The following is a 12,356-nucleotide window of genomic DNA, read 5'->3' as shown; positions in this document are numbered from 1 at the left end:
TCAAAATTGAATTGATACAATAGACTCAGAAATCAAATATGCAGATATCGTATAATGGCGGGGATATGGCCCGCAAGTTTCTACCAAGCTACCGTAAATGGCTTGACTACGGATCAATCTCAATCGTTTGATATAAATAATCCATTCTTATTTATTCAGACTGAACGTATGTAGTCAAGCGTCCCAAATGTATTTGGGGCGTTTTTTATTTGGCGGATAACGGGCAGAATAAATGGGAGAGAATGAAGGAGGCAATTGGCTTGAAGCAATTTTTTCAGTTTGATGAGCTGGGGACAAGCTATCGTAATGAAATCATCGGCGGTTTAACGACCTTTTTGTCAATGGCGTACATTCTGTTCGTCAATCCGCTGACATTGTCTTTAAACGGTGTGAAGGGATTTCCGGAAGCATTAAAAATTGATCAGGGCGCGGTGTTCACCGCTACAGCCTTGGCGTCTGCGGCCGGCTGTATTTTAATGGGGCTCATTGCAAAGTATCCGATCGCGATTGCGCCGGGTATGGGATTAAATGCGTTTTTTGCTTTCTCTGTCGTCCTCGGCATGGGGATTTCATGGCAGGCTGCGCTTTCCGGCGTCTTGATTTCCGGAATTATCTTCGTGGCGCTTTCGCTGACGGGACTGCGGGAAAAAATCATTAATGCGATTCCGCCTGAGCTGAAATTGGCGGTCGGCGCGGGTATCGGTTTGTTTATCACATTTGTCGGTTTGCAGGGTTCGGGCATTATTGAAGCGAACTCATCGACTCTGGTGTCTATCGGCAATATTCACAGCGGCCCTGTGCTTCTGACGGTTTTCGGTGTTATTGTGACTGTCATTCTGATGGTGCTTCGCGTAAACGGCGGCGTATTTATCGGAATGCTTCTGACGGCGGTTGCCGGCATGGTCTGCGGGCTGATTCCGGTTCCGACGCACATTGTCGGCAGCGTGCCGAGTCTTGCGCCGACTTTCGGACAGGCGTGGATGCATCTTCCGGATATCTTCTCCGTACAAATGCTGATTGTCATTTTAACTTTCTTGTTCGTCGGGTTTTTCGATACGGCCGGAACGCTGGTGGCTGTAGCGACACAGGCCGGGCTGATGAAGGAAAACAAACTTCCGCGTGCGGGAAGAGCGCTTCTGGCAGATTCAACATCAATCGTTATCGGAGCCGTACTCGGTACGTCTACAACGACTTCTTATGTTGAATCCAGCTCAGGCGTTGCGGCGGGGGCGCGCTCCGGCTTCGCGGCTGTTGTGACGGGCATTCTCTTTTTGCTGGCGATGTTTTTCTCGCCGCTTCTGTCAGTTGTCACCACGAATGTGACGGCTCCGGCTTTAATTATTGTCGGCGCGCTGATGGTGGCGCCGCTCGGTAAGATCGCCTGGGATAAATTCGAGGTGGCTGTGCCGGCATTCTTAACGATGATTATGATGCCGCTGACGTACAGCATTGCGACGGGGATTGCGATCGGTTTTATATTCTACCCGATTACAATGATCTGCAAAGGAAAAGGAAAAAGCGTTCACCCGATTATGTACGGGCTGTTCGTCATCTTTATCCTGTATTTCATCTTCTTGAAATAACGGAAAAACCGGCTGAGGAAAGCCGGTTTTTTGTTTTTGTCCTATTCCGTAAAACCAATACATACTATAAAACGTCATGTGGGTGTCCGGGTGAAGAAAACCGCTTGACTGTTTAAGGACGCTTCGGTACCTTATATAAGTGTTTTATTTTCTTGTTTAACAAATTCCGCCGTATTTTTTTGATAGGAGTTGCTGACATGACGGAAGAAAGAAAAGAAACGTTGGAAGAAGAAAAACAGCATCAGGGGACTGATGAAGAACCGCTGTCGAGAATGTCCAGAAATGCGGGACGTTATCAAAAGCAAAAGAAAAAAGAAAAGGAACGGCGCCCGGCTCCGGCTTTTACGGAAAAACTCGCTTCTGCATGGGCCGCGGTCAAACGTTATTGCCGTTTCGCGCTGCGCATTTTGACATCACCGGTGAAGGTCGTTGGGGAAGACGGCTTTTCCCGCTTTAAATATGCTCTTATTTCAATGCTTGTATTCAGTATCTTTTTCTCAATCGGAAATTGGTTTCAGCTGAGGGCAAGCCAGCAAAGGCCTCTCGGATACGGGGAGCGGCATCATACGTTTTTTGACGGCTTTACCGTCGTTCTCGTGTATACGCTCGTCTTTTTTGCCGCTGCGGCCGGCGCGGTCTGGCTTGTATCACGTTATATGATGAAACAGAAAATTACGATGCGGGATGCGGCCGCGGGGGTCGGATCGCTTTTGGTTCCGGCTGTCGCCTGCTCTATCGTGTGGATGATTTTCGCGATATTGAATCTGCCGGTCGTCACCGTGGTGTTTACGGCGCTGACCTTGTTTCTGGCCGCCTCGGCGATGGTGCAGTTTGTGCAGATTCTATATAAATCGGCTGAAAAGCCTGCGGCTGACGTGATGTACTGTATTTCCGCGGCGGTCATCATCATGCTCGTTTTTACGGCTGTGACATGGCCGCTCATTTCCGAGTACTTTACTGCTTCGCTGATCCCTTTATAAGTCGAAATTTGTCTTTCACAATGTTTACAAATTTTTCTAATAAAGCGTATTGTTTTGAGGACCCGGCCGAGATATGATGAGAGCAACAGCAATTCGAAAGCGGCACTACTCTTTATGATTCGGAAAGGGATGATGAAGATGGCCCCGTTGTTGCGAGAAGCCATTAATCGGAAAAAGCAGCACCTGAGGACAAAGCTGATCCGCTCAGGGTTTTATCAAGACCATGTTCAGGAACTGTCCGGGTACACGCTGAGTGAACTTGAGAAGGAATATGAAGCCGTCAAACGATTGAAAAAAGCCGAGCTTCACTGATAAGAGCTTAACAGTCTGCCTTGCGGGGCGGGCTTTTTTTTCTTTTGAAAATGATGAAAAGAGGGTAAACTATCCTTAATTGAAGGATTGATGCTTTTCAAAGTATCAGAGGAGGGGAATCAGTGATGCAGACGATTTTATCCAACAGTATAGGTATGGTTCTCATTATTCTCATCATTAACATTATATATGTCTCTTTCTTTACGATCAGGATGATTCTGACATTAAAGGGACAGCGCTATTTCGCCGCAGGCATCAGTACGATTGAAATCCTTGTGTATGTGACCGGCCTGAGTCTCGTGCTCGGCAATCTGAATCAAATTCAAAACGTCATTGCCTATGCGCTCGGCTACGGCCTCGGCGTCATAGTGGGAATGAAAATTGAAGAGAAACTGGCGCTCGGCTATATTACAGTCAACGTCATTACGAAGGAGCTCGATCTGGACCTGCCGAAACAGCTCCGGGAAAAAGGATACGGGGTTACAAGCTGGGTTGCGGGCGGACTTGAAGGAGACCGGACCGCCATGCAGATTCTGACGCCGCGCAAATATGAGCTTCAGCTTTATGATACGATTAAAACGCTTGATGAAAAAGCGTTTATCATCGCCTTTGAGCCGAAAACGATCCACGGCGGATTCTGGGTGAAAGCAGTGAAGAAGAGGAGAATTAAGGAATGACAAAGCCAAAAAAGAAACGGTTTGAAGTAACGGAAGATGAAACGATTGACACCATTCTCACTTTAATGAAGGAAGAGGGTTATATGCCCGTCCGGCGGATGGAAGAGCCGATCTTTACAGAAAAGAAAGAAAATGGATCAATTCAAGTCGTTCCTTGCGGGAAAAAAATCGTATTTGAAGGGAAATTGATCTAAACACGAACATTAAAAGAAAGAATTTTTATATCGTTCGATAATGTCGTTGACATTATCTAAGTCCGTTGTTAAGATAAACATGAAATCAAAACACGACCTCATATAATCTTGGGAATATGGCCCATAAGTTTCTACCCGGCTGCCGTAAACGGCCGGACTATGCAGGAAAGTGATAAACAGCTGACATGGATATCGCAGAAGCGAACGACTGACGATACGCGCGCCATGCCCGGTTTGTATTGCTTCCTCATAGTTGCAATATAAGCCGGGCTTTTTTTTCTGAAAAACAAAGCATGAGAAGGTGGGAACAGAATGCAGCCGCTAGCAGGAATCATCATGGGAAGCACCTCCGATTGGGAGACAATGAAACATGCATGCGACATACTTGACGAACTTCACATTCCTTATGAAAAACAGGTAGTATCCGCGCACCGGACGCCTGATTTGATGTTTGAATATGCTGAAAGCGCCAGAGACAGAGGCTTAAAAGTCATTATCGCCGGAGCCGGAGGAGCGGCGCATCTGCCGGGTATGACGGCGGCCAAAACGACACTGCCGGTGATCGGCGTACCGGTTCAGACAAAATCGCTTAACGGGCTTGATTCTCTTCTGTCTATCGTACAGATGCCCGGCGGCGTGCCGGTCGCGACGACGGCGATCGGAAAAGCGGGCGCAGTGAACGCGGGTCTGTTAGCCGCGCAGATTTTGTCGGCATTTGACGGTGACATTGCGGATAAACTAGAGGCGAGAAGAAATGCGACAAAACAAACGGTGCTGGAAAGCAGTGATCAGCTTGTCTGATAAAAAAACGATTTATCCCGGCGCCGTCATCGGCATTATCGGAGGCGGACAGCTCGGAAAAATGATGGCTGTCGCCGCAAAACAGATGGGCTATAAAGTCGCAGTCGTCGATCCCGTGAAAGACTCGCCATGCGGACAGATCGCCGATATTGAGATTACCGCCCAGTATAATGACCGTGAAGCGATTCAAAAATTGGCCGGAGTCAGTGACATCATTACGTACGAATTTGAAAATATCGATTACGAGGCGCTCAACTGGCTCAAAGAACATGCATATCTTCCCCAGGGAAGCGAGCTGCTGCTCATCACCCAAAACAGGGAAACGGAAAAAAAGGCGATCCAGTCAGCGGGCTGTCAAGTCGCTCCTTATCGGATCGTAAACAGCGGACGGGAGCTTGAGGAAGCTGTTCAGGCACTGGGGCTCCCGGCTGTGCTGAAAACATGCCGCGGCGGATATGACGGCAAAGGCCAATTTGTCATTAAGGAAGAAGGACAGACAGATGAAGCGGCCGCGCTGCTAGAAAACGGCACGTGCATACTGGAAAGCTGGGTATCATTCCGGATGGAGCTTTCCGTTATCGTGACGAGATCGGTGCACGGTGAGATTTCAACCTTTCCGGCTGCTGAAAATATCCACAAAAATAATATTCTGTTCCAAAGCATCGTGCCCGCGAGAGCGGAGGAAACGGTTCAAAAGCGGGCAGAGGCGCTTGCCGTTCAGCTCGCGGAGAAATTGGAGCTTGTCGGGCCGCTTGCGGTGGAAATGTTCGTTACGGAAGACGGAGACCTTTTGATCAATGAACTGGCGCCGCGTCCTCACAACTCCGGGCATTATACGCTCGACCTTTGTGAAACGAGCCAGTTCGAACAGCACATCAGAGCGGTCTGCGGACTTCCTCTCGGCAGAACCGATCTTCTCAAACCGGGAATGATGGTGAATCTGCTCGGTGATGAAGTGAAGCTTGCGGAGGAGCATACGGAGCTTTTAAAGGAAGCCAAACTGTACCTGTACGGAAAACACGAGATTAAAAAAGGCCGCAAAATGGGGCATATGACATTTTTGCGGAAGCCTGATGAAACATGGATTCAGGACATCACGAACATATGGATGAATAGAGACGGAGGACGAGCATAATGATCGAACGTTATTCAAGACCTGAAATGTCCGCGATCTGGACGGACGAAAACAGATACCAGGCATGGCTGGAAGTCGAGATTTTAGCCTGTGAAGCCTGGGCTGAGCTTGGCGTCATTCCGAAAGAAGACGTCAAGGTCATGCGCGAAAACGCGTCTTTCGACATCAACCGCATTTTGGAAATCGAGCAGGATACGCGCCATGACGTCGTTGCATTCACCCGCGCGGTTTCAGAATCATTAGGCGAAGAAAGAAAATGGGTTCACTACGGCCTGACGTCAACAGATGTCGTGGATACCGCTCTTTCCTATCTATTAAAACAGGCGAATGAGATCTTGCTCAAGGACATTGAGAGATTTGTTGACATTATAAAAGAAAAAGCGAAAGAACATAAATACACGGTCATGATGGGCCGCACGCACGGCGTACACGCGGAACCGACGACATTCGGCCTGAAACTCGCGCTTTGGCATGAAGAAATGAAACGCAACCTTGAACGTTTCAAGCAGGCAAAAGAAGGGATCGAAGTCGGGAAGCTTTCCGGCGCGGTCGGCACATATGCAAATATTGATCCGTTCGTAGAGCAGTATGTCTGTGAAAAACTCGGCCTGAAAGCGGCGCCGATTTCCACTCAGACATTACAGCGCGACCGTCATGCGGATTACATGGCGGCACTGGCTTTGATCGCGACGAGCATTGAAAAATTCGCAGTGGAAATCCGCGGTCTGCAAAAGAGTGAAACACGTGAAGTGGAAGAGTTTTTTGCGAAAGGACAAAAAGGTTCATCGGCTATGCCTCATAAACGGAATCCGATCGGTTCTGAAAACATGACAGGTATAGCGCGTGTCATTCGCGGCTACATGATGACAGCTTACGAAAATGTTCCGTTATGGCATGAGCGCGATATTTCTCATTCTTCAGCGGAGCGGATTATTCTTCCGGATGCGACCATCGCGCTGAATTACATGCTGAACCGCTTCTCCAACATCGTGAAGAACTTAACGGTCTTCCCGGAAAACATGAAGCGCAACATGGACCGCACACTCGGTTTAATCTATTCTCAGCGCGTGCTGCTCGCTTTAATCGACACGGGTCTGCCTCGTGAAGAAGCATATGACACGGTTCAGCCGAAAGCGATGGAAGCGTGGGAAAAACAAGTGCCGTTCCGCCAGCTTGTCGAAGCGGAGGAAAAAATCACGTCCCGCCTCACACCGGAACAGATTGCCGATTGCTTTGACTACAATTATCATCTGAAAAACGTCGACTTGATCTTTGAGCGTTTAGGTTTATAGAAGAAGCCAGCCGGAGGCGGCTTCTTCAGCCGCCTTAGATTGAATATTCCCAACATTCGGGTTAGGAGGCCTTCCGTGAATATTGTGAACAATAATCTTCTTTATGAAGGAAAAGCGAAACGAATTTATCAAACTGAAGACGAACAGATTCTCCGCGTGGTCTACAAGGATTCCGCAACAGCCTTTAACGGTGAGAAAAAAGCGGAGATCAGCGGAAAGGGCCGTCTGAACAATGAAATTTCAAGCCTGATTTTCAAACATCTGCACGCCAAAGGAATTGACAACCACTTTGTGGAGCGTGTTTCAGAATCAGAGCAGCTCATCAAAAAAGTGAGCATCATTCCGCTTGAAGTCGTGGTCAGAAACATTGCCGCCGGAAGCATGTCGAAACGTCTCGGCATCCCGGAAGGAACAGAGCTCCCGCAGCCGATTATCGAATTTTACTACAAGGATGACGCACTCGGCGATCCGCTCATCACAGAAGATCATATCCGGCTCTTAAAAGCGGCGGCTCCTGAGCATGTCGAAACGATCAAATCGATTACAAACCAGGTGAATCAAGAACTTCAGCATATTTTTGAAGACTGCGGGGTCAGATTAATAGATTTTAAGCTGGAATTCGGCTTAGACGCAGAGGGACGGGTGCTTTTAGCGGATGAAATTTCTCCTGACACGTGCCGTCTATGGGACAAAGACACAAACGAAAAGCTCGATAAAGATTTGTTCAGACGGAACCTGGGAAGCTTAACCGACGCATATGAAGAGATTTTCAAAAGACTGGGAGGCATTTCATAATGTATAAAGTGAAAGTTTATGTCAGCTTAAAAGAAAGTGTGCTCGATCCTCAAGGAAGCGCAGTGCAGCATGCATTGCACAGCATGACCTACAATGAAGTGCAGGATGTGCGCATCGGAAAATACATGGAGCTGACGATCGAAAAATCTGACCGCGATCTTGACGCGCTCGTGAAAGAAATGTGTGAAAAGCTTCTTGCCAATACAGTCATTGAAGACTACCGATATGAAGTTGAGGAGGTTGTCGCACAGTGAAATTTGCGGTGATTGTGTTACCCGGCTCCAACTGTGATATTGATATGTTTCACGCCGTAAAGGACGAACTCGGCGAAGAAGTCGAGTATGTCTGGCACGAGGAAACAAGCCTTGACGGATTTGACGGCGTGCTCATCCCCGGCGGGTTTTCATACGGCGACTACTTGAGATGCGGCGCCATCGCCAGATTCGCAAACATCATGCCGGCCGTGAAAAAAGCGGCTGCCGAAGGAAAACCGGTTCTCGGCGTCTGCAACGGATTCCAGATTCTGCAGGAGCTCGGACTTCTGCCCGGCGCCATGAGACGCAACAAAGATTTAAAGTTCATCTGCCGCCCGGTTGAATTAATCGTGCAGAACGGCGGTACGTTATTCACATCTTCCTATGAAAAGGGACAATCGATTACGATTCCGGTTGCCCACGGCGAAGGCAATTTTTACTGTGATGACGAAACGCTTGAAAGATTAAAAGAAAACAATCAAATCGCCTTCACATACGGCGGCGATATTAACGGAAGCGTCAGCGGCATTGCCGGCGTCGTGAATGAGAAAGGCAACGTATTAGGCATGATGCCTCACCCTGAGCGCGCAGTCGATGAACTGCTCGGCAGCGCAGACGGTCTTACATTGTTCCGGTCTATCGTGAAAAATTGGAGGGAAACTCATGTCGCTACTGCTTGAACCAAGTAAAGAACAAATAAAAGAAGAGAAACTCTATCAGCAAATGGGTGTCAGTGATGACGAGTTCACACTCATTGAATCTATTATCGGAAGATTGCCGAACTACACGGAAATCGGGATTTTTTCCGTGATGTGGTCAGAGCACTGCAGCTATAAAAACTCAAAACCGGTTTTACGCAAATTCCCGACTAGCGGCGAACGCGTGCTGCAGGGTCCCGGAGAAGGCGCGGGAATCGTTGACATCGGTGACAATCAGGCGGTCGTGTTCAAAATTGAATCGCATAACCATCCGTCAGCGCTTGAGCCATACCAGGGTGCTGCGACCGGAGTGGGCGGTATCATCCGTGACGTTTTCTCAATGGGCGCTCGTCCGATAGCTGTATTAAACTCTCTTCGATTTGGTGAACTCACTTCACCTCGTGTGAAGTACTTGTTTGAAGAAGTAGTGGCGGGAATCGCGGGATACGGAAACTGTATCGGCATCCCGACGGTCGGCGGAGAAGTGCAGTTTGACGCAAGCTATGAGGGCAATCCGCTTGTCAATGCAATGTGCGTCGGCTTGATTGATCATAAAGATATTAAAAAAGGCCAGGCGAAAGGTGTCGGCAACACGGTCATGTACGTCGGCGCTAAAACGGGCCGCGACGGCATACACGGCGCTACTTTTGCATCAGAAGAAATGTCAGATTCATCTGAAGAAAAACGTTCTGCGGTGCAGGTCGGCGATCCTTTCATGGAAAAACTTCTCCTGGAAGCATGCCTTGAAGTCATCCAATGCGACGCCTTAGTCGGCATTCAGGATATGGGGGCGGCCGGTCTGACAAGTTCGAGTGCTGAAATGGCAAGCAAAGCCGGCTCCGGCATTGAAATGAATCTTGATCTCATTCCGCAGCGGGAAACGGGTATGACCGCTTACGAAATGATGCTTTCCGAGTCTCAGGAACGCATGCTTCTCGTCATTGAACGCGGACGTGAACAGGAAATTGTCGATATTTTTGATAAATATGATCTTGAAGCGGTTTCCGTAGGTCATGTTACGGATGATAAAATGCTCCGCCTCCGCCATAACGGAGAGGTTGTTTGCGAACTTCCGGTCGACGCACTGGCGGAAGAGGCGCCTGTATACCACAAACCGTCAGCGGAACCTGCGTACTACCGCGAGTTTCAGGAAACAGAAGTTGCCGCGCCTGAAGTGAAAGATGCGACAGAGACGCTTTTTGACCTGCTGCAGCAGCCGACAATCGCCAGCAAAGAGTGGGTGTATGATCAATATGACTACATGGTGCGCACCAATACGGTGGTCGCTCCCGGCTCTGACGCGGGAGTGCTCAGAATCCGCGGCACGAAAAAAGCGCTGGCGATGACGACGGATTGCAACGCCCGTTATTTATATCTTGATCCAGAAGAAGGCGGAAAAATCGCCGTTGCCGAAGCGGCGCGCAACATCGTATGCTCCGGCGCCGAACCGCTTGCGGTCACGGATAATCTGAATTTCGGAAACCCGGAAAAACCTGAAATTTTCTGGCAGATCGAAAAAGCGGCCGACGGCATCAGCGAGGCGTGCAATGTTCTCAGCACACCCGTCATCGGCGGTAACGTATCACTTTATAATGAATCGAACGGAACGGCCATCTACCCGACGCCTGTTATCGGCATGGTCGGCTTAATTGAAGATACCGCTCATATTACGACACAGCATTTCAAACAAGCGGGGGATCTTGTATACGTGATCGGCGAAACAAAACCTGAGTTTGCCGGAAGCGAACTGCAAAAAATGACAGAAGGCCGCATTTACGGCAAAGCGCCGCAAATCGATCTTGATATAGAGCTGTCACGCCAAAAAGCATTGCTTGACGCAATTAAAAAAGGCCTCGTTCAATCCGCGCATGATGTGTCTGAAGGCGGCTTAGGCGTAGCGATTGCTGAAAGCGTCATGACGACGGAAAACCTTGGTGCCAACGTGACTGTTGAAGGGGAAGCGGCATTATTATTCTCTGAATCTCAATCCCGCTTCGTCGTTTCGGTCAAAAAAGAACACCAAGCGGCGTTTGAAGCAGCTGCGGCTGATGCGGTTCATATCGGTGAGGTAACGGCTGACGGACTTCTGGCGATTCAAAACCAGGACGGACAACAATTGGTTCACGCGCAAACGAAAGAACTTGAGCGCGCGTGGAAAGGAGCTATTCCATGCTTGCTGAAATCAAAGGCCTGAATGAAGAATGCGGTGTGTTTGGCATCTGGGGACATGAAGAAGCCCCGCAAATTACGTATTACGGCCTCCACAGCCTCCAGCACAGAGGACAGGAAGGCGCGGGAATTGTCGCGACTGACGGCGAAAAACTGACGGCGCACAAAGGCCAAGGGCTGATCACTGAAGTATTTCAAAACGGCGAGCTCAGCAAAGTAAAGGGAAAAGGCGCGATCGGGCATGTTCGTTACGCAACGGCTGGAGGAGGCGGATATGAAAATGTTCAGCCGCTCCTGTTCCGTTCGCAAAACAACGGCAGCCTTGCGCTCGCCCATAACGGCAACTTGGTCAACGCCACACAGTTGAAGCAGCAGCTTGAAAACCAAGGGAGCATTTTTCAGACTTCCTCCGATACGGAAGTGCTGGCTCATCTGATTAAACGCAGCGGACACTTTTCGCTGAAGGATCAGATCAAAAATTCGCTGTCTATGCTGAAAGGCGCTTATGCCTTTTTAATCATGACAGAAACAGAGATGATTGTAGCGCTTGACCCGAACGGACTCAGACCGCTGTCAATCGGCATCATGGGCGATGCTTATGTGGTCGCTTCAGAAACGTGCGCATTTGACGTCGTCGGCGCAACGTACCTTCGCGAGGTAGAGCCGGGCGAAATGCTGATCATCAACGATGAAGGCATGAAATCAGAGCGCTTTTCCATGAATATCAACCGTTCCATCTGCAGCATGGAGTACATTTATTTCTCAAGACCTGACAGCAATATCGACGGCATTAACGTGCACAGCGCCCGGAAAAACCTCGGGAAAATGCTTGCCCAGGAGTCCGCGGTTGAAGCGGATGTCGTCACAGGCGTGCCTGATTCCAGTATTTCTGCGGCCATCGGCTATGCCGAAGCAACGGGCATCCCGTACGAACTCGGTCTCATTAAAAACCGTTATGTCGGCAGAACGTTTATCCAGCCGTCACAGGCTCTCCGTGAGCAAGGCGTCAGAATGAAGCTGTCCGCCGTCCGCGGTGTTGTCGAAGGAAAACGGGTCGTCATGGTTGATGATTCCATCGTGCGCGGGACGACAAGCCGCCGGATTGTCACAATGCTCAGAGAAGCGGGGGCGACAGAGGTGCACGTCAAGATCAGTTCACCGCCGATCGCTCATCCGTGCTTCTACGGCATCGACACATCAACCCATGAGGAGCTGATCGCTTCCTCTCATTCCGTGGAAGAAATCCGTCAGATCATCGGAGCCGACACGCTTTCTTTCTTAAGTGTAGACGGATTGTTAAAAGGAGTCGGCCGAAAATTTGAAGACACCAATTGCGGACAATGCCTCGCTTGTTTTACGGGCAAATATCCGACGGAAATTTATCAGGATACAGTGCTTCCTCACGTAAAAGAAGCGGTGCTGACAAAATAAAATGTGAAAATGACATAAAGGCAGCGGGAATTCAG

The 12,356-nt window shown here is 49.2% G+C and carries 13 protein-coding genes and 2 riboswitches; all 13 genes read left to right on the top strand.

What is annotated here, in order from left to right; genetic code table 11:
* The first annotated feature begins 27 nt into the window (after positions 1-27).
* Positions 28-129: riboswitch (purine riboswitch) on the top strand.
* Positions 130-260: 131 nt separating this feature from the next.
* A complete protein-coding gene (locus MJQ52_RS08265) occupies positions 261-1,583 on the top strand; it encodes an NCS2 family permease (RefSeq protein WP_007408891.1) in 1,323 nt (440 codons plus the stop codon).
* A 197-nt stretch (positions 1,584-1,780) separates the two neighbouring features.
* A complete protein-coding gene (locus MJQ52_RS08260; RefSeq protein ID WP_017419020.1) occupies positions 1,781-2,563 on the top strand; it encodes a hypothetical protein in 783 nt (260 codons plus the stop codon).
* Between the two features lie 138 nt (positions 2,564-2,701).
* Entirely contained in the window at positions 2,702-2,875 is a 174-nt protein-coding gene (locus MJQ52_RS08255; RefSeq protein WP_003155777.1) for a Fur-regulated basic protein FbpA, read from the top strand.
* A 122-nt stretch (positions 2,876-2,997) separates the two neighbouring features.
* Entirely contained in the window at positions 2,998-3,552 is a 555-nt protein-coding gene (locus tag MJQ52_RS08250; RefSeq protein ID WP_014469850.1) for a DUF2179 domain-containing protein, read from the top strand.
* Positions 3,549-3,746: an NETI motif-containing protein gene (locus MJQ52_RS08245; protein WP_007609843.1), complete on the top strand. Its 198-nt coding sequence runs from the start codon at positions 3,549-3,551 to the stop codon at positions 3,744-3,746. Before MJQ52_RS08250 ends, MJQ52_RS08245 begins: the two co-directional genes overlap by 4 nt.
* Before the next feature lie 78 nt (positions 3,747-3,824).
* A riboswitch (purine riboswitch) is annotated at positions 3,825-3,926 on the top strand.
* 132 nt (positions 3,927-4,058) lie between these two features.
* A complete protein-coding gene (gene purE / locus MJQ52_RS08240) occupies positions 4,059-4,547 on the top strand; it encodes a 5-(carboxyamino)imidazole ribonucleotide mutase (RefSeq protein WP_003155768.1) in 489 nt (162 codons plus the stop codon).
* On the top strand, positions 4,501-5,682 hold the full coding sequence (gene purK / locus MJQ52_RS08235; RefSeq protein WP_050586600.1) for a 5-(carboxyamino)imidazole ribonucleotide synthase: 1,182 nt from the start codon (positions 4,501-4,503) through the stop codon (positions 5,680-5,682). Before purE ends, purK begins: the two co-directional genes overlap by 47 nt.
* Complete coding sequence (gene purB / locus MJQ52_RS08230) at positions 5,682-6,974, top strand: adenylosuccinate lyase (protein ID WP_434181919.1); 1,293 nt, start codon at positions 5,682-5,684, stop codon at positions 6,972-6,974. Before purK ends, purB begins: the two co-directional genes overlap by 1 nt.
* A gap of 75 nt (positions 6,975-7,049) precedes the next feature.
* Complete coding sequence (purC, locus tag MJQ52_RS08225) at positions 7,050-7,769, top strand: phosphoribosylaminoimidazolesuccinocarboxamide synthase (protein ID WP_003155762.1); 720 nt, start codon at positions 7,050-7,052, stop codon at positions 7,767-7,769.
* Positions 7,769-8,023, top strand: a complete 255-nt coding sequence (gene purS / locus MJQ52_RS08220; protein ID WP_003155758.1) for a phosphoribosylformylglycinamidine synthase subunit PurS — start codon at positions 7,769-7,771, stop codon at positions 8,021-8,023. Before purC ends, purS begins: the two co-directional genes overlap by 1 nt.
* Positions 8,020-8,703 (top strand): phosphoribosylformylglycinamidine synthase subunit PurQ, encoded by a 684-nt coding sequence (purQ, locus tag MJQ52_RS08215; protein WP_007408898.1) that lies wholly within the window; start codon positions 8,020-8,022, stop codon positions 8,701-8,703. The genes purS and purQ overlap by 4 nt, the downstream gene beginning before the upstream one ends.
* Positions 8,687-10,915: a phosphoribosylformylglycinamidine synthase subunit PurL gene (gene purL / locus MJQ52_RS08210; RefSeq protein ID WP_191073287.1), complete on the top strand. Its 2,229-nt coding sequence runs from the start codon at positions 8,687-8,689 to the stop codon at positions 10,913-10,915. Before purQ ends, purL begins: the two co-directional genes overlap by 17 nt.
* The gene (gene purF / locus MJQ52_RS08205) at positions 10,891-12,321 is read left to right on the top strand and encodes an amidophosphoribosyltransferase (protein WP_060674456.1); all 1,431 of its coding nucleotides are present in this window, start codon (positions 10,891-10,893) and stop codon (positions 12,319-12,321) included. Before purL ends, purF begins: the two co-directional genes overlap by 25 nt.
* Positions 12,322-12,356 lie beyond the last annotated feature (35 nt).

The organism is Bacillus sp. jun7, from assembly GCF_051034795.1.
Classification (GTDB): Bacteria; Bacillota; Bacilli; order Bacillales; family Bacillaceae; genus Bacillus; species Bacillus velezensis.
The sequence above is the reverse complement of the archived record's forward strand: the minus strand, read 5'-3'. Positions and strand labels throughout refer to the sequence as shown.